This is a genomic window from Cupriavidus metallidurans CH34, assembly GCF_000196015.1.
In the GTDB taxonomy this organism is placed as follows: domain Bacteria; phylum Pseudomonadota; class Gammaproteobacteria; order Burkholderiales; family Burkholderiaceae; genus Cupriavidus; species Cupriavidus metallidurans.
This window is the reverse complement of sequence record NC_007974.2, coordinates 2,315,200-2,332,943: the sequence shown is the minus strand read 5'-3', so window position 1 is coordinate 2,332,943 and position 17,744 is coordinate 2,315,200. Positions and strand designations below refer to the sequence as shown.

General features: G+C 61.2%; 17 protein-coding genes and 1 riboswitch. Of the genes, 9 read left to right on the top strand and 8 right to left on the bottom strand.

Annotated elements, in window-relative coordinates; genetic code table 11:
- Positions 1-117: 117 nt before the first annotated feature.
- A riboswitch (glycine riboswitch) is annotated at positions 118-217 on the bottom strand.
- 34 nt (positions 218-251) lie between these two features.
- Both RMET_RS28500 and RMET_RS28495 read right to left on the bottom strand, forming a co-directional pair.
- Positions 252-806 carry a cytochrome b/b6 domain-containing protein gene (locus RMET_RS28500; protein WP_011519988.1) on the bottom strand — a complete coding sequence of 185 codons (555 nt, stop codon included), beginning with the start codon at positions 804-806 and terminating at the stop codon, positions 252-254.
- A 2-nt stretch (positions 807-808) separates the two neighbouring features.
- Positions 809-1,075, bottom strand: coding sequence for a PepSY domain-containing protein (locus RMET_RS28495; protein WP_011519987.1), 267 nt, complete (start codon positions 1,073-1,075; stop codon positions 809-811).
- A 208-nt stretch (positions 1,076-1,283) separates the two neighbouring features.
- Between RMET_RS28495 and RMET_RS28490 the strand changes: the two genes are divergently transcribed.
- Complete coding sequence (locus RMET_RS28490; RefSeq protein WP_011519986.1) at positions 1,284-1,607, top strand: DUF190 domain-containing protein; 324 nt, start codon at positions 1,284-1,286, stop codon at positions 1,605-1,607.
- Positions 1,608-1,616: 9 nt separating this feature from the next.
- On the opposite strand, the gene RMET_RS28485 is transcribed toward RMET_RS28490, so the two are convergent.
- The 3 genes from RMET_RS28485 to RMET_RS28475 are packed head-to-tail and all read right to left on the bottom strand — an operon-like array spanning position 1,617 to position 4,939.
- Complete coding sequence (locus RMET_RS28485) at positions 1,617-2,840, bottom strand: aminotransferase-like domain-containing protein (protein ID WP_011519985.1); 1,224 nt, start codon at positions 2,838-2,840, stop codon at positions 1,617-1,619.
- 29 nt (positions 2,841-2,869) lie between these two features.
- The gene (locus RMET_RS28480) at positions 2,870-3,889 is read right to left on the bottom strand and encodes a DUF1338 domain-containing protein (protein WP_011519984.1); all 1,020 of its coding nucleotides are present in this window, start codon (positions 3,887-3,889) and stop codon (positions 2,870-2,872) included.
- A 57-nt stretch (positions 3,890-3,946) separates the two neighbouring features.
- Positions 3,947-4,939, bottom strand: a complete 993-nt coding sequence (locus RMET_RS28475) for a Bug family tripartite tricarboxylate transporter substrate binding protein (RefSeq protein WP_011519983.1) — start codon at positions 4,937-4,939, stop codon at positions 3,947-3,949.
- A gap of 160 nt (positions 4,940-5,099) precedes the next feature.
- Here RMET_RS28475 and RMET_RS28470 point away from each other — a divergent pair, with 160 nt between their 5' ends.
- The 3 genes from RMET_RS28470 to RMET_RS28460 all read left to right on the top strand — a co-directional run bounded on the left by RMET_RS28470 (position 5,100) and on the right by RMET_RS28460 (position 8,515).
- Complete coding sequence (locus RMET_RS28470; protein WP_011519982.1) at positions 5,100-6,005, top strand: LysR substrate-binding domain-containing protein; 906 nt, start codon at positions 5,100-5,102, stop codon at positions 6,003-6,005.
- Positions 6,006-6,215: 210 nt separating this feature from the next.
- Positions 6,216-7,163 (top strand): Dyp-type peroxidase, encoded by a 948-nt coding sequence (locus tag RMET_RS28465; RefSeq protein WP_011519981.1) that lies wholly within the window; start codon positions 6,216-6,218, stop codon positions 7,161-7,163.
- Positions 7,164-7,516: 353 nt separating this feature from the next.
- A complete protein-coding gene (locus tag RMET_RS28460; protein WP_011519980.1) occupies positions 7,517-8,515 on the top strand; it encodes a LysR family transcriptional regulator in 999 nt (332 codons plus the stop codon).
- 3 nt (positions 8,516-8,518) lie between these two features.
- Here RMET_RS28460 and RMET_RS28455 read toward each other — a convergent pair whose 3' ends face one another.
- Positions 8,519-9,025, bottom strand: coding sequence for a DUF6630 family protein (locus RMET_RS28455; protein ID WP_011519979.1), 507 nt, complete (start codon positions 9,023-9,025; stop codon positions 8,519-8,521).
- Positions 9,016-9,723 (bottom strand): ArsR/SmtB family transcription factor, encoded by a 708-nt coding sequence (locus RMET_RS28450; protein ID WP_011519978.1) that lies wholly within the window; start codon positions 9,721-9,723, stop codon positions 9,016-9,018. Before RMET_RS28450 ends, RMET_RS28455 begins: the two co-directional genes overlap by 10 nt.
- Positions 9,724-10,656: 933 nt before the next feature.
- Here RMET_RS28450 and RMET_RS28445 point away from each other — a divergent pair.
- The 4 genes from RMET_RS28445 (at position 10,657) to RMET_RS28425 (ending at position 14,690) form a co-directional block, all read left to right on the top strand.
- The gene (locus tag RMET_RS28445; protein ID WP_152560207.1) at positions 10,657-11,301 is read left to right on the top strand and encodes a hypothetical protein; all 645 of its coding nucleotides are present in this window, start codon (positions 10,657-10,659) and stop codon (positions 11,299-11,301) included.
- A gap of 373 nt (positions 11,302-11,674) precedes the next feature.
- The gene (locus tag RMET_RS31870) at positions 11,675-12,187 is read left to right on the top strand and encodes a hypothetical protein (protein WP_152560206.1); all 513 of its coding nucleotides are present in this window, start codon (positions 11,675-11,677) and stop codon (positions 12,185-12,187) included.
- A gap of 6 nt (positions 12,188-12,193) precedes the next feature.
- On the top strand, positions 12,194-12,868 hold the full coding sequence (locus RMET_RS28435) for a hypothetical protein (protein WP_011519975.1): 675 nt from the start codon (positions 12,194-12,196) through the stop codon (positions 12,866-12,868).
- A gap of 1,054 nt (positions 12,869-13,922) precedes the next feature.
- Positions 13,923-14,690: a hypothetical protein gene (locus RMET_RS28425; RefSeq protein WP_029309874.1), complete on the top strand. Its 768-nt coding sequence runs from the start codon at positions 13,923-13,925 to the stop codon at positions 14,688-14,690.
- 174 nt (positions 14,691-14,864) lie between these two features.
- On the opposite strand, the gene RMET_RS28420 is transcribed toward RMET_RS28425, so the two are convergent.
- Positions 14,865-17,186: an ATP-binding protein gene (locus tag RMET_RS28420; RefSeq protein ID WP_029309873.1), complete on the bottom strand. Its 2,322-nt coding sequence runs from the start codon at positions 17,184-17,186 to the stop codon at positions 14,865-14,867.
- A gap of 191 nt (positions 17,187-17,377) precedes the next feature.
- On the opposite strand from RMET_RS28420, the gene RMET_RS28415 reads away from it, so the two are divergent.
- Positions 17,378-17,692 carry an H-NS histone family protein gene (locus tag RMET_RS28415; RefSeq protein ID WP_011519969.1) on the top strand — a complete coding sequence of 105 codons (315 nt, stop codon included), beginning with the start codon at positions 17,378-17,380 and terminating at the stop codon, positions 17,690-17,692.
- Positions 17,693-17,744 lie beyond the last annotated feature (52 nt).

Here is a 17,744-nt window from a genome sequence, read left to right as displayed (position 1 = left end):
TGCGGACGCCCCCTCTGTCCTTGACCTGAGAGATTCGCGGCACACGAACAATACGCGTGCCGCTTGCTCCTTCGGTACCGCCGGCTGACGTGCAAGCCGGGGTTCTTCAGAGTTCAATGGCGGGTACCGGTCCTTTTGCCTGAGAGTTTCCGGGGCGGTTGCTCCTTCGGCGCCGTGTCGGCCGGGCGGCTGGCACAGACTCTCCCGATACACGCGGGGTAAAACGATGGCAACTATGCCATAGAAATCCGCTAGCGGCGCGGATCACGTGGCTTGCGGCCCGTGATCATGGCAGCGACGAGGTTCTCGCGGCCCTTGATGCTCATGACGATGGCTGCGGCCACATGAAGGATCACCAGCGCCAGCAGCGCGTTCGCCAGCCAGCGGTGGATGTCGACTGGCAAATCCTCGCCCCAGAACGCATCGAGACGCGAGATCCAGCCGGTGACGGCCAGCGCCAGGATCAGCGTCCACATGGCCAGCATGGCGACGGCGCCCAGCGGCGTATGGCTGACATGGCGCGGCGCGCGGCCGGCGATCAGTGCCTTGGCATAGGCCAGCACGGCGGACGGACGTGGCAGCCACGTGCGGAAACGCGCAGGCTGGCTGCCGATGAAGCCCCACAAGACCCGGAACAGCACCAGCCCCGCGGCGATGTAGCCGAGGGTTCGGTGCACCTTGTCTCCGGAGTCCTGGACGAGGTCAAAGCAGACGATGGCCGCTACGCTCCAGTGCGTGAAACGCACGACCACGTCCCAGACGCGAATCGTGTCGGGGGCGTTCGTCCGGTCCGCGGGCGCCGACATGCTTAGCTGCCGATTTCCGATTTGACGATTTCAAGCGTCTTGGTGTCGAAGTAGATCTCGGCCTTCTTGCCATCCTTGGTCGTACCGTAGATCTCGTAGCAATTGCCGTCCACCTTGAACTTCTTGATGTTGTAGCCCTGTTCCTGGATCTTGGCCTTGGCATCGGCTTCCGGCATCCATTCGGATTTCGGGTGCTTGGAGCAGTTGGCGCCGGCGAAAGCGGCGGTCGAGAACACTCCGGCAACGAGGAAAGCGGCAATCTTCTGCATGAACTTCTCCGGCAATAAGCCCCGCAAGGGGCGATGGCGGCATCCTAACTCAGAATGAGAGCCATTCTCAACACCGGGTTTCCCAGGGGGTGCCGGGCGCTCTCGGCCCGGCAGCTGGTCTTGGACCATTGCTGCCCCCTGGCATACGATGAAATTGCCACGTGGGGGGCTCCAGCTTCTGGCCAATCCAGATCCGCAGGGAGATGTCATGCAGGGCTATCAACTCACCTTCTACACGCAGGAAGGTCGGCGCCATCACGGCAAGCAGCTATCGCACTGGCTGATGCAGGTGATGCGGGAGATGCAGATTCGCGGTGCCACGCACACGGTGGCGGCGGAGGGAATCGGGCACGACCATCGCTTCCATTCCTGGCATTTCATCGAACTAGCCGATCGGCCGGAAGAGGTGACGGTGGTCGCCACCGTCGAAGAGGTGGAGGCGCTGCTGGAGCGCCTGCGTCACGAAGACATCCGCCTGTTCTATGCGAAGACGCCGGTCGAGTTCGGCTTCGTCGGCACGCTGGATGTCTGAGCGCCTGGCTTAGTCCGGATTGACGACGGATACCCCGGCACGCGCTGCGGCCCGGGCAAGCCGCGCCACGCCTTCTTCGATCTGCGCCGGGTCGGCGCCCACGAACGACAGCCGGAACGCGGGGCGCGCGCGACGCTCGGCGTAGAAGCCTGTGCCCGGCACGAACAGCACTTTCTCTGCGATGGCATGGGGCAGCAGCGCCGCCGCATCGTCGATGCCGTCCACGGATACCCACAGGAACATGCCCCCGGCGGGATCCGCAAACCGGATGCGCGTGCCGAACGCCTGGTGCAACGCCGTCGTCAGCCGATCGCGTTTGTCGCGATAGACCGCCACTTCCCGCGCGATCTGCCCGGGCAGGTTTCCGGCCTGAAGGTAATGCGCGGCGGTCAGTTGCAGCCATGGCGGCGTGCACAGGTCCGACACCTGCTTGGCGATCACCGCGCGACGCACGATCTCCGGCGCGGCCACCATCCAGCCCAGCCGCAGTCCTGGTGCCAGCGTCTTCGACAGGCTTGCGAGATGCACGAGCCACGGGCGCGCGCCGGACACCTGATCGCACAGCGCGAGCAGCGATGGCGGCGGCGGACCGTCGAAGCTTAGCGCGCCGTAAGGATCGTCCTCGACCAGCACGATCTCGTGCCGTGCCACCAGTTCCAGCAATTGAAGCCGGCGCGCGGGTGAGAGCGTGGCGCCGGTTGGATTGGCGAAGGTCGGCACCGTGTAGATCATGCGAGGACGTGCCGGCGCGTCTGCGAGCATCGCCTCCAGTGCGTCGACGTTCATGCCGTCATGGTCGGACGGCACGCCGCGCACGTCAGCGCCGGCCAGCCGCAGTGCCTGCAGCGTGGCCGAGTAGGTGGGTTCCTCCACCAGCACGAGGCTGCCAGGCTCCACCAGCGCGCGCACGAGAAAATCGAAGCCCTGTTGCGAGCCGCTGGTGATCAGCAGTTCGTCCAGGGCGACGGCCGCGCCACGCTCCGCCATCAGGGCCGCCAGCGCGTTGCGCAGCGCAGGCGTGCCCTCCGTGGCGCCGTACTGCAGGCACTCGGCAGGACGTTCGCGCAATGCCTGTGCGGATGCCGCGCCGATGCCTTCCACGTCGAACAACGCGGCGGACGGATAGCCGCCGGCGAACGAGATCATCTCCGGGTCGGAGAGATACTTGAACAGCTCGCGGATCGGCGAGCCTTGCGGCTCGCGTAGCGCGGGAACGAAGGGGTAGGCGGCCATGGCGTGCTCGTGGTTGCGGACGTCGCGCTTCAGCAGGCCGCCGCGGTCATCTTGAAGATGCCCTGCGCATTGCCGGCGTCGAAGCCCAGGTCCGTGCGCGTGATGGCCTGTGCCTCGTCCACATAGCGATCGCGCGTGATGAATTCGTAGAACGAACCCGGTACTTCGCGCACCACCTCGTCACCGCTGGCGCCAACGAACGCGCGGCGAACCGGATCGGCGCGGAACGCGGTCTGCTTCACGCGGCCGCTTTGCGACACCTCGACCTTTTCCTTCATGGGGCGGCCCACACGCTTCTGTTCGTCCGATACCGCGAAGACGTCCTCCACGCGGTCGGTGGCGTGGTTGAACGCATTCCCTTCGGTGGCAATCCACGCCATTTCCGACGACTCGGCCAGCAGGCGTTCGTAGTCGTTCAGGTGCGGCGTGGCGTGCTGACGCTCGAAGCAGCGGGCCAGCAGGTCGATCAGTTCCCCGGCATCGGCCAGCGGCAACGCGCCGTCACGTTCCAGCTCCCACAGTAGCGACTGCGCGCGCGGCGTGAGCGGATCGGCGGAGTTGCCGACGACGCGGCTCACGGCTTGCTGGAAGTCCTCGCTGTAGCGCTCGGGATGGAATTCGCTGAGGAAGAACTGCGCGATTTCCTCCGGCGCGTCGGCGTGGGCATACGAGCGGCCCGTCATGCCGATGCGGTCGAGCGGATACGTGCCATTGAGGCGGTAGCCAAGCGGGCGCAGGATACGCGTGAAGGCTGCCTCGCCTGCGGGCAACGCGCCGTTCTCCTGCCAGCGGACGGTGCGCAGCGCGCCGTGATCGAAGTGCACCTTGCCGCCCGTGGCCGCTACATCCTCCGTGTAGGCCTTGCCGGTGGGCACGCGATCCAGGATGCCGGCGAACAGCACCAGGTTCAGCGCATGTGCGATCTCGGCGCGCGTGGGGTGACCCAGCTTGCCGGCCGGCAGCGTGGGCATGGCCACCAGTTGCGAGAGCCGCGCGGCGGCTTCGGTGCCAAGGCTAAGGGAAACGAGCGAGGTGACGTTGGAAATCATGATGAGGTGCCGCGCGGGGGACGCGCGGAGAAGCAGTTGGAATAATGTGGGTGGTTTTCAGTCCACCGAGGCGCCGGACAGTCGGACGATGTCGCCCCATTTCTGGCGATCCTTCTTCAGAACCTCGGCGAAGGCGTCGGGCGTGCTCGGTGCCGGTTCGGCGCCGAGTTCGCGCATCTTGGCCTGCACGGCGGGCTCGCCGAGCACGCGCGTCAGGTCCTGGCTAATCTTCTGCGCAACGGCTGCAGGGGTACCACGCGGCGCGAGCAGGCCGAACCACGGGCTGGCGTCGAAGCCTGGCACCGGACCGGCGGCGGCGACGGTCGGCACGTTGGGCAGCGCAGACGAGCGTGCCGGCGTGGTCACTGCCAGTGCCTTGAGCTTGCCGGAACGGATGAACGGCAGCGATGCCGGCAGGTTGTCGAACATCACATCGACGCTGCCGCCCATCAGGTCGGCGATAGCCGGGCTGCTGCCCTTGTAGGCGACGTGGCTCATCTCCGTGCCAGTCATGCGCTGGAACAGTTCGCCCGCGAGGTGCGTGGAGGTGCCATTGCCGGCCGATGCCATGTTCACGTGCTTGGGATGCGCCTTCAGATAGGCGATCAGTTCGCCCAGCGTCTGCACATGGGCACGCTCGGCGAAGGCCGGCGACACCACGACCACGTTCGGCACCTTGGCGACCATCGTCACCGGCACGAAGTCGGCGGCGGCGTCGTAGGGCAGCTTCTTGTACAGCGTCGGATTGATGCCGAACTCGCCCACCGAGCCCATCAGCAGCGTGTAGCCGTCGGCCGGGGACTTGGCCGCCGTGCCGGTGCCGACGATGCCGCCTGCGCCGGGGCGGTTGTCGACGAGGACGGTTTGCTTCCACTGGATCGCGAGCTGGTCGCCGATCAGGCGCGCCACCATGTCGGTGGTGCCGCCCGGTGGATACGGCACGATGATGCGTACGGGTTTGGCCGGGAATTCCTGGGCGGCGGCGATGCCGGGAACAGCCGCGCCGAATGCGAGGCCGGCAGCTGCGAGGGCGCTGATCAAACGCTTCATGTTGTCTCCCTGTCCTGCTTGTCTTTGTTCGTTCTGGGGTGCCGCGTTAAGAGGGGGCGCGGCGGTGCGAGTTCGAATCGTTCCTCATCAAGCTGGCGGTTTCAAGCGAAATTTCGGTATAGGATGATGACTTTTAGTCAACAAGTCCCTCCCCCACCCCATGCGCCAACGTCTTCCGAGCCTGTCCAACCTGCGTGCCTTCGACGCGGCGGCGCTGCATCTGAATCTGCGGCGCGCGGCGGCGGATCTGTACATCACGGAGAGCGCGGTATCGCGCCAGATCGCCTCGCTGGAAAGCCTGCTTGGCGTGCAGCTTTTTCACCGGGCCAACCAGCGCATCACGCTGACGGCGGCGGGGGTGCTCTACAGCCGCCAGGTGCGCGAGATGCTGCGCAAGCTGCAGCGCGACACGCTGGACATCATGGCGCACGAAGGTGTGGGTGGCACGGTGGAACTGGCGTGCGTGCCAACACTGGCCGTCGAGTGGCTGATTCCACGGCTGCCGGGTTTCTATGCCCGCCACCCGCAGGTCATCGTCAACATCCGCGCGCAGTCGGATGTGTTCCTGTTCGAGGGCACGCCGTACGACGCGGCGATCCACTTCGGCGAGGCGGTCTATCCGGGCGCGCGGGTGGACCGGATGTTCGGCGAGGAGTCGGTCGCCGTCTGCCATCCGGACTTTTTCGGCGGCAAGAAGCGGGTCAGCGTCAACGACATCGCGCGATCGCCGCTACTGCACCTGGTCACGCGCAGCTTCGGCTGGAAGCAATGGATGGAGGCCGCCGGCATTGACGATGTCAATGCGCTGCGCGGCGCGCGCTATGACCACCACAGCATGGTCATCAGCGCGGCCCGCGCGGGGCTTGGCGTCGGGTTGGTGCCGCGTTTCCTGGTGGATGAGTACCTGACGCGCGGGCTGCTGGTGACACCCGTGGCGCGATCACTGCGCGCGACGAGTGCGTACTACCTCGTGGTGCCCGACACGCAGCCAATGAGCGATGCGATGGGGCACCTGCGCGAATGGTTGCTGGAAGCAGCGGGCGAGTTCGTGGGCGTTGCGACATAGAGGGAGCCTCGAGGGAACGACCTTGTGACTTTGCGTTGTGACTTCGCGTTGCGCCAAGGCTTGAGTGCCGTATACGATGGGGTGCGGAACATGGTCGTGGTCCCGGAAACCCATGCCAAGGTGTGGCTTTCACAACTAGGGCACGTGTTCTAGTCTTGAAGACTGTCTCGCGCAGTCAGCGTCTGAAGCTATAACCATACTCACTCCCCCATGCCAAACGACCCGATCGAACCCCAGGCCGTCTATCAACCCATTACCCGCAGCGCGATCTTCATCGTCGCGACGCTGACGCCCGGTGCCGAGCACGCCGCGACCGTGCGTGCCTGGTGCGCGGATGTCGCAGCGCTCGTGCGGTCCGTCGGCAAACGTGTGCCGGGCGGCAATCTGTCATGTGTCTGCGGCTTTGGCACCGACGCCTGGGATACGCTGTTCGGGGGCCCGCATCCCGCATCGCTACATGCATTCCGCGAGTTCGGCGCCGGCGATCGACGCGCCGTGGCCACGCGGGGCGATCTGCTGCTGCATATCCGCGCGGAACATATGGATCTGTGCTTCGAACTCGCGACCCAGTTGATCGGCCGGCTCGGCGCGGCGGTGACCGTGGTCGACGAAGTGCATGGCTTCCGCTACTTCGACATGCGCAGCATGGTGGGCTTTGTCGACGGCACTGAGAATCCGGTGGATCGCGAAGCTGTGGATTTCACGATCATCGGTGACGAGGACCTATCGTTCGCAGGCGGCAGCTACGTGATCGTGCAGAAGTACCTGCATGACATGACCGGCTGGAACGAGCTTTCCGTCGAGGCGCAGGAGCGCATCATCGGGCGGACCAAGTTGTCCGACATCGAACTCGATGAGTCGATCAAGCCGACGTGCTCGCACAGCTCGCTGACGACGCTGGAAGAGGACGGCAAGGAAGTGAAGATCCTGCGTGACAACATGCCGTTCGGCTCACCCGGCAAGGGCGAGTTTGGCACCTATTTCATCGGCTACGCGCGCTCGCCCGCGCCGATCGAGCAGATGCTCGAGAACATGTTCGTCGGGCGTCCACCGGGCAATTACGACAGGCTGCTCGACTACAGCAAGGCAGTCACCGGAAGCCTGTTCTTCGTGCCGTCTCAAGCGCTGCTCGAAGCGCTCGCGGAACGCAACCCATAGACCACTGGCCTCGAAGCGGGGTTGCGGGCTGGGAAGTGGCCTGTCCTGCTTCTTCGATGGCATGGAGCCCGGCGCGGGCCGCGACGATGATGATGGCCTCGGCATGTCCGTCGAGGCCGAGCGCCAATCGTTGAATCGACTGACGTGTTCAGCGAGCAGGCGCTGGAACTGCCGCAGCGCGCCAAGGCCACTTCAGACGCCACCGGATCCGATTCGCACCAAGAAAGCTGACCCTGTCATACTCCCGTAATACCCACACTATGAGCATGGACTCCATCATTGTTCGCGGTGTGGGACAATCGCGCCCCATCGGGTAAGGGTTTTCCCCGGTGTTCGCGTGAACAAGGTGCGCAATGAAATCGATCGACTGGAAGGACTGGGAAATCTTCTGCCGCGTGGTGGAAGGGGGCGGCTTCACACAGGGGGCCGAACTGGCCGAAGTCCCGAAGTCATCGGCGAGCGCCGCGGTGGCGCGGCTGGAAGGGCAACTCGGCGTGCGATTGTTCGAGCGGACCACGCGTCGGGTGCGCGTCACCCAGCGCGGCCAGCAACTGTATGATCGCGTGGCGCCACTGTTCGGCGAACTGCGCGAGATCAGCGCCGAAGCGGCGTCCGTCAGCGAAGAAGTCAGCGGCACGATCCGCATCGCCACACCCTATGAAGTCGGTTCGCAGCACCTTTCGCCGACGGTGAACCGGCTGCTCAAGCTGCATCCCTCGCTGCGCGTGCAACTCGATGTGAGCTGGGACCAGCCCGACCTGATCCGCCACGGCTACGACCTGGCCTTCGTCATGACAGACACGGGGTTGAGCGATAGCTCGTTTGCCAGCAAGCGGGTGGTGCTGATCGAACGCGCGTTCTATGCCGCGCCGTCCCTGATTCGCGAGCGCGGACTGCCGCGCACGCCGCAGGATTTGCAAGGCTGGCCCACGGTCGGCAATCTTGACGATACGCGTTGGGAATTCCTGCGCGATGGGGTGGAAACCTTCGCCATGGATGTGGAACCCCGCATCTGCACGCACAACGCGGAAGTGCGGTTCAATGCCGCGGTGGATGGCCTGGGCGTGACACGCCTGTCGCCGCGATTTGTACGCGAGGCACTTGTGGAGGGCAAGCTGGTGCGCGTGCTGCCTGGCTACGCATCGTCCCCGCTGAAGGTCTATGTGCTGATGCCCGCCCGCAAGCTGATGCCGGCCAGCGTGCGCGCATTTCTGGATGCGCTCGAGGAAACGCTCGGTGTGCCAGAAACGCGTCGGCCCGGAGCGCGCGTGACGGCCGCAACGCGCATTGAGGAGAGCGCGGAAGATCAGAACGATGACGATGGCGAGCCCACCGTCATCACCCTCGACTGAGCGTCAGAAAGGCTGGTCGCCGCTGCGGGCGTCGAAGCCCAGCGTGTCGGCGATTTCCAGCATTTCGTCGTCGTCCTCACTGCGCGTGATCCAGCCGGCATAGGCGTCGCCGCCCGTATCCCAGTTCCAGAGCGTGTAGCCCGCCACGCGGAGCTGATCGGCCGCCAGCTCCATGAGTTCGGGCACGCTGGTGCCTTCGAGGAAATCCTCATCCTCGGTATCGTCGGTGCCCCAATCGATCTCTAGATCGATACGCTCGCATAACTGGTTCAGGCAGCCGATGAAGGACTCCACGTCCTTCCAGTCGACATAGAAGCCTGATTCCCAGTCGATGATCTCCTTGATCTGAGAGAGCAATGCCTCCGAGTCGACGTCGTCTTCCTCGGCGTCTTCCAGGGCTTCCTCGAGGAGCGTGAGCTGCCGTGTGGTCTGTTGCGTGTCACCCAGGTTGATCAGCGCGAACAGCCGGCTTACGGCGTCCTGCGCATCGTCTTCCAGTTCTATCGCCATCTGTTCTCTCCTGCCGCTACCTTTCCGATTTCATTTTGCCCACGTGGTGTCACGCGCAACGCGCGCGACGTGCTTGTAGGTTCTATCCAGCCGTGCGCCAGCATCGCCTGCAGCAGCGCGGCCCCGAGCGCCCCGCCCAGATGCGGCTTGCGCTCGCTCCAGTCGGGGCATGTGCAGGCGAACTGCCGCCGCTTGCGCCGCGCCGCATCCACGTCGATGCCCAACTGCCCCATGGCCTGCGTGCCATCTCCGGTCAAGTCGACCCGCGTGCCGTCCACGGCGATCCAGCCCGCCTGCGACATTCGTTCGAAAAGCCCCACAGCAAGTTCCCCGGCCAGGTGGTCGTAGCAAGTTCGTGCCTGCTTCAGCGCAGGCGGCGTGGTGCGCGAAACAGGCACGGCACGCATGCGCGGCGGCTGGCTGGCCAGTGACGCGGTGGCCAGCGCCTCGATAGCCACGCCAATTTCCGGCGTGGCAAGCCGATAGTAGCGATTGCGCCCGCGAGTTTCCACCACCAGCAAGCCGCCTTCGGAGAGGCGGGTCAGGTGTCCACTGGTCGACGACGCGGACAATCCGGCGATCAACGCCAGTTCGCCGGCGGGCCGGGCGCTGCCGTCCATCAGCGCCCACAGCATCGCGGCGCGGCCCGGGTCGGCCAGCAACCCCGCAAGCTGGCTGATGCCAGGAGCGAATTCCATAGTTCATGCTTCCGTGAAGGGACGGATGCAGTATAGGGGAGTCGGGGGAGGGCCTGTGACCTTGCACATTAAAGATCTTGCAAAACATTAAAGCGCTTGCAAAACATTAAAGTGCTTGCGAAATGTATTCACGCAGATAGCTAGCTGGCGCTTTCGGGGGCTCGCCCGCAAGGCCGCGTTGCACGAATCTGCTCTCATATCTCGCACCCTTTTCCGAGTTGCAGCCTCGCCAAGCGGGGAAGGAGACCCTCTAGGCGATGGCGTCTCATGGCTTCAGTTGGTCGACCTGTAGTCATGCGCCGAGAACGAGCCAACGCAGGTTTTCGCCCTGTTGGGCAGCCGCGCATTCCAAGTCTCCATATCAAGTGTAGTTCCAGGCTAGCCTTCCTCGGTCGGGGCCGCCGGGCGCTGCTCCGGTCGCAGAGCCGACTGCAGAGTTGAGTCTATGGCGCATTGGGCAGACCCTCCCAAGTGCCGCCTCAGCGCAGCGCCTAGTTAGCCCGACCCTGCTCCTCCCAGACTCGGCTCGCGGCGCTCCAGGGTGCACGTGTCGACTCAGTCATGCCCGTCACCACTGCCTTCCCGCGGACCGTGAACTTCAGCCTTTCACGACGCTGCTTTCAGGCGGATCGATTCGTACTTTGCCCTGACTGCGCCTCGGCGGGTCGCCGTCGACGCAATGATCCTTCTCGAAATATTTCCCGAAGTGAGTCATTGCTAACGCTCGCGGGTTGTGAAGAAGTTTGGACCTGCACACGTCAGAAAATCGACGTTGCTGCCAAGGAAAATTCTCGATAGCAACGCTTCGAGAGCGTACGTGGGCTGCGATCGCTGTCAATCATCATCGACACGCGCACCTACACTCATTTACAGGCACCTGTCCTGGGCGAGCGGCAAGTCGGCCGGCCTCGCAACTCACAGTGAATAGTGCACGTGTCTCTTAACCTCAAACGCGTTAATAACTTCGGCGACGGTGTTCTTGCCCTCGGCCAAGTAGATTTCCTCCTTCGGTTCTTGAGCGACCCGAACCCCATCGCGGCAGGACTGCCGCCGTACGCTATGGCGCTGACTTGCCCGCTGGCAGTTCCGAGCATCCAGGACCTCCCACCCGACTGCTCGGCGCCGGCAACCATACAGATAGAGCGCGACATCCTCGATGGGCACCACATTCTTACAGTGAAGCTCTCGCTTGGCGAACTGAACATCGTATGGCTCACCGAACCTGATGATCCAGATATCTGGATGTTCATTGACGGCTGGAGGCAATTCGGCGTGGTTCCCATCGTGCTCGGCGTCGAAGAGGCGAAGGAAGAGCGATATCGCATCATCATGGCGATACCGGAGTGCATACCGTCGTTTGGGGACGGCCGAGGTAATCAGGAGCCCAGCGATATCCATGAGCGTTGGGCAAGCATCCTCGCATTCTGCGAAACCCATGGGGCAGCGTTTCCCCTCGTGAGTGAGCACGTGCCGCCTCTGCCGCGGCCGGACAATTTCAAAGCACTGAAGTATGTGAAGTCCTGTGCCGACATAGCGCTCCGCATCGCTACGCCATCACCGCTCTGCATCCGTACATAGCTACGCCGCGTAGGCCGCAGCAAATTGCCTCCGCCTGCCTGTTCGGTGGCGCGGGGGCATGTTGAGAGCCCAGCAATTCTCGTCAGCATCAGAAGGGCGCTGCCCAGACAGGAACACATGGCCGAGCATGTCACGCAGATCGTGAGACTGGTCGAATATCGCACAGATTTTGCGATCCTCGGTAACTAGAAAATCTCATTTTATTAGGTACGAGATTTTCGGTTTCACCGTCCGAAAACGCCTCAGGCCCTTCTGCCGCGCATGAATTTTCGCGTGCCACGGCGGTTTGAGATCGCTATATTCAAGTTCATGCATGCGACTCCAACGTGTCGCAGCGAACCCGTACACCCTCTATTTATTAGGATTAACGACAGTGAGCTACGCCCATCCCATCTACAGCGTCTTCAGCAATCTCAATCGCGTGGCATATGAAGATGGCATAGACAATGAATACATCCGCTGGGACAGGGAAAAAAGAAAATTTATCGGTAATTCCATATACATTTCACAGATTGACAGCCTGACAACCGAGTTCCCGCGCGGAGCGGAGTTTATGTACGACCGGTGTATTCATTACTCGCTCGCCGTCGGATGCGAAGGTCGAGATTGGCACGACGTACTGGCACAAATGGTTGGCTTTCACCCCGCCGGAGGCGCCGAACCGGGCGAAGAGGTTCCCTTCCGTGAAATTCTCCATCCGTCCAGGACATCGGCAACTTACGGGCCAAAGGCCGCCCAAAAGCTCGTCGAGGACTTCGCAGCCTGGGAAGAACGCGCTAAGACGTTCGCGGACCCTGAGTTCTACCTGGCGTACTGGTGGCTGAGCTGCTGCTTCGGGCACGCCTCAAAAGGCGGTGCCGTGCAGATGAATTGGGTGGAGGCCTGAATAGCAATGAGCGCGAACCTGCCCACCCTGAGAAAGACGATGCCGGCAGTAGCAGCGACTGAGTTTCCCGAGTTCGCATATCTGGTAAGCGACTTTGGCCATTTTGCGCCTCGCGGTTCTGAATATGGAGTGCAAGCGCCCGCCGGAATCAGCATTTATACCGCTATTGTCAGAGTGCCAATTACAGCGTCTTACGTCCATTGCATTCCCGAGGACGCAGATATTGTTGGCTTGAAGTTTGAGGCTATTCAGGGAAAGTACGGACGCGTACTAGGCATCAGATTCCAGTTTGAGAGACTTGAAGTCTCCGTGTTCGCTGCCATGGATGATTCGGCGGCCTCATCCGCAGTCTTAGATTGGCGGCACTCAGGCATCGTGCCGTTCATCTTTGGTACCCAACACGGCGAAGTGTGGAGGTACCACCTGAAGACGTGCCCGTTCAGCGAGGACGATTGGGCAGAAGCAAGTCGCGTGCTATTGGCGCCAGAGAACCAAGGCCAGCAACCAGAGAAGACGTGGGACGATATGTGCCGGCTTGCTGATGAGCAAACGGCGGTCGTGCCGGCCGATGCCATCAGCGAGGGTGAAGACGTCATGCACACACTCGGCTTCCCACACAATCGTCCGCTCTCGTTCGCTGGAATATTTCCCATTAAGCAAAGGCACATCGGCGTGTGTTAGTTCAACCTCTGGCTTATTGTCCATGCCGGCGAGCCCGGCCGGTATGGACGACCGACGATGCAATCGGCGATGCAGCGTTGAGCCGGGGCCCAGAGCACGCCATGGCGCCCGCGCGCGGCTGCCCACATGCACGGATCTATAGTCCACAATGGCACCGCCTGCGCAACGGTCTTGCCTATACTCGGCATGCAACCGCTATCGCCCGCCTACCTAGACGCACACGACCTCGCCGCCATCCTCAAGGTCAGTCCTGCTACCGTCCTGCGCCGTTTTAAACGGCAACCTCATACGTTGCCCGCGCCTGCTTACCTCGGACCATGCTTTCCACTTCGCTGGCGTCGCACAGACGTGGACGTTTGGCTTGCAGTGGTGGCCCGGGCCGATTGACATCGAATACTCGAGTCCTCGCGCTTCCTTCGCTCGTCAGATTCGAGACCAGTGCATCGCCAAGCGGCGGTTTGCCCCGCTCGCCGAGGCCTGATGTTTGGCTTGGTGTTTGTCGCGCGAGTGACTTAAACGACACAGTTCTTGAGTATCCGCTCAAGTATCCGCTCATTTCTGAGCGGATTCGGGGTCCGTTGAGCGAATTGGACCCCGGACGTCGCCCTGGCAGCCCAACTTTCGGCTCGCCGCAGCGGGGCGATTACACGTTTATCGACCGATGCAATGAGTGTTGCCGTCGGCTCCAACATCACTGCCGCCATCATCCTCCGCCGTGTCCGAGGTCACCCCAGACCTTGCCACCGCCCGCGCATCTCGGCCCTCGCTTTCCACTTCGCTGGCGTAGAGCCGATGTCGATCGTGGCAGACCGAGCGAGGCCGTCCTTGAAGGCCGAACGCCGCAGAGGGTGCACGGCCCGAAAAAACCTCGCTGTTTAGAGTGTTTCCCCTAATCTGAAACTCTCTGCTTATTTCAAACCAGTTTTTTCGGCGGGCTTCAAGGCGCTCCACGAACGGCTCATTTGGGCGCTTTCCCCTGCGAAATTCACGCCTTAACATGCGGTCATTCGCAGCTGGAAACCCTCTGCATCCGGATGATTCCGGGTCATGTCAGATGCAGGAGTTTTGGCGCTATACGGGATTGCAGATCGCAGACATCCACGACGGTGCATGGCGCCACGAGGATCTCATCTGCCGCGTTCGACTAGAGCGCGCAATCCCTAGTCATAACTTCAGCAGGACATTGGAAATGGATATTAACTACACTGTGGGCCCGAATCGTTTGCCTATCGGAATTCTGCGCGCATTGGACGAAGTGGGCGCCCCGTTCAGGCAAGCGCGAGGTTTGCCTGGCAACATGCCTGTACTTACGTGCGCAATCCCCAAGAAAAAACGACACCTCTTGGGCTCAACGTATGAAAAGTCGAACCTCGGCTTCGGGTGCATCGACCTTGACGAGGGGCGAAAGCTGCAGACGCTCCGGTTCCAGATGGGGGATTTGCAGTTCTACTTCGTGGCAGATATTCTCGACTCAACGATGTGGGCGGCAATCGACATGTGGCGGACAGTGGGGCGTCTTCCGTTCCTGTTCTACGTCGAAACAGACAACTCTTGGGACGCATCGTTCGTTGTTGTCGACGCGATAACAGGTCCGCTTCGAAATGAAGCCTTTAGGGGTGGCCCGGACGCGGTACCGAGCGCCAGTACCGCATATGAGCTGCGTGATTTGGTTTTAAGTGGCCAGTTGCAGAAGGCTGCGACGTCCGACATCCCAGGCGTGCCACTGCGCCATGTCTTTGTGAACATCATGGCAACCAGTTCGATGGCCCAGGCCCTCATGCCGCACGTTGAAGTTGGACGAAAGGCAAGAAGGTACGCTTAAGAGCTCTCAAGTGCGCGGCCTTCGTGGTCGCGCATTTTTTGCGCGGTGTATTACTTGCACAAGAAGTCTCACCTCATGCCTGTGCCTGCGATGGTCGGGCCAGGATATAGGCGCGCACAAATAGTCTCACCTCGTTCCTGGGTGCCCATGCCAATGCAATAGAACCCCGTTGGGCTAGATGATCTTCATCATTGCCTCGTAGTGATCTTTGTCATTTGTTTGGATAAGACTGAGCAAGTCCGTCAGTACAGCAGGCGCCTCGGATAGCACCGACAGGTCGTGGTCAGCTTCGACTTGCTCCATATGAGAGTGAGTGTGCAAAAACCGAACGACTCTAGCCTTCGTTGCCGCGTCGCCTTGGAGTGCATCCAGCTGCTGTCCCAGATTTCCCGCCCGGCCAGGTACGCGGAACGATAGGAAGGACTCCAGCAGCCGTCGCGCAATATTGGGCAGGCCATACACCTCAGCGAGACTCTTTGGCGCAGCCGCTTTGGAACCATCGCTGACGCACCGGAAAAGGTAGTGATACTCCGACTCGTATTCATGCAAGAGCGGGTCCAACGTGCGGAGGGTGGCACTTCGCTGCCCGTCTTCTAACGTCGGTGCGAGCATATAGAAGTGTGTGTCCTTGGACTTGGCGGGCTCGTACGGTTTGTTGTTGATCTTCCCTGCGTAGTTGAACCAATTCTTAACTTGTCGGAAGAAGCTAAAGTTGTGGGTAAGGATGAAGATCTGCTTTGCGTCTTTCGTACGCGTCTTCATGTAGCCGAAGGCGCAGTACAGCGAATTCGCGTCCAGGCTCGATACCGGGTCGTCAATGACTACAATGCCGTTCTTGATGTCGAATGTCGCGTCACTCAATGTCTTCAAGAAGTACATGAAGGCAATGGCAGTTCGTTCCCCGTCGCTTAGATGCATGGCCGGCAATGATCCACGCATGATGGTGTAACCCGTGTCCTTGACCTCGAAGTGCAGCTCGTCCCTTCCCAGGTAGGCTGCCATCTCGCGGTTGAGCTCCTCGGCGGGCTTGAGGTGCTGTCGAATCTCGCGCTGAAGATCTCTCACTTGGCCGGCAATTGGCCTCAGCCTGATGGCCGCATCGTCCGCTGCTACCGTGAGCTCGGTTATAGTCGCCGTTCGTGAACGCCAATCCTCAAAGTATTTCGCTCCTTCATCGAGCTCCAACGCGTCTCGAGCGGTTGCTGCTGCCGCATCAAAATTGTCGGTATGTTCGTTGTGCTTCTTGACCACGTTAAGTAGCCGCTGGACCGCCGAGAAGCCTGACAATGCGCTAATTGCCGTTACACCATTGAACATGAGTTCGATGAACTTGGCGAATCCAGAATCAGCGGAGACATCGAGCTTTGGAAGATAGTCGGTAAGAGTAAGCGAGTGGAAGGGCTCCTTGACCTTTTCCTCAAGAGCGCGTTGCACCCCCTTTAGATACATCTCGACGGCCAGAGTCTGACTTCTTAGTTGCGCGATGGCTGAATCAAATTCTGGGTGGAGATGGGGATAGAGGGCAGACCGCTCTGGGATGGTCTTTGCCAGCGCCTCACTGCGAAGCGACCCGACGGTGTCGATGAGCTTTTGCAGGCGATCTTGGTGTGCTTTGAAATCGTCGTTAAAGTGCGCAGCGAGCGTCTCTAGCCGAAGAAATGGCAGAGGCTGTTCACAAAATAGGCAGTTCGTCGCGTCCTGGCCATGCAGGTGAATACCTCTCTCTACCCAGTCTGCGAGCTGTGGGGAGCGAACGAGCTTTTCGATGGTGCTCGAAACAACTGTGACCCGAAGCTCGTCAATGACGGCTTGTGTGAGTTCGGGGAGCTGAATGTTTCCAGAAGTGGGCGGTGGAAGCTTGGGCATTGCCCTGCCTTCAATAGCATCTTCCAACCGTTTGCGCTCGGCATCGTCCAGCGGGACGGCCGCATTGTTTGCGCTTGCGAGGCGACGCATCAACTCTTTGAACCTTGGCGCTTCATAGTTGTTGTAGCGCGGATCACCGAGAAGAAGATTGCGAATGCTCCGGGCTTGGGTGGTGCAGAAGCTATTGAATTCCGCCGTGGCCGCATCTAACCGTTTGGAAGTCGAGGAGGCCTGTGTGTTGAGTTCGTCCCGGAGCTGAAGCAGTTTGGCGACCTGCTTTTGTTTGTTTGAGCTGTCCTCACCCAGATAGAAAACCGGCGGCAGCTCGTGGCCGGGCACTTCGAAGACGTTTCGATCGACAAAATCCCGGTTGAATACTCGGATGGGAGGTGGCGCGACAGTCCCGAAGTCTGCGCCTTTCATTACACCACTCTCCAACAGCAACTCCACCGAAGTCGCATCGGGAGCTTCGCCTCGTTGGAGGAATCGAAAGAGCGTGGAGAGAGACGTTTTCCCCGTGCCATTCCAGCCGTAGATTAAGTTGTAGCGACTGAAGTCAGGAAGCCCGTTCCACCTGAAGTTCCTGAAGATGCGGTAACCCTGAAGCTTCGTAATCTGCTTGATTGCCATGCTTCTCGCTTTTCTCTGGACGATTCGTGCCGATAGGCTCCGATGAACGGCGTCCATTTTACGCTGAATGTATCCATTTCAACGTCGGGGAAACCTTTGGCGATTTCTCAATCGCTTTCGAAACACGGTCGGAGGCTGTTAAGCTAGGTGTGCCAACGCTAGTTGACAAACCAACAAGGAGAACAACCACAATGGCAACCTACAAGCAACTGCTCGCCCAAAAGGAAGCACTGGAAGCTCAACTCGCCGAAGTCCGTGCCACTGAAGTGGCTGGCGTCATTGAGCAGATCCGCACTCTGATGGAGCAATACGGCTTGTCCGTCGAAGACATCCAAGGCAAGCGCCGTCGCGGTCGACCCGCCGGAGGCGGCGTTGCTAAGGCAGCCAAGGAACCGTTGCCTCCAAAGTATCGCGACCCGAAGACCGGTAAGACCTGGTCGGGCCGGGGTAGGGCGCCGGCATGGTTGGGCAAGAACCCGAATCGGTTCTTGGTTGCCGAAGAATAACTGCCGCATTCGCCATGGCGAAACACCCAATGCCCGTCGGATGGCTGCGCCA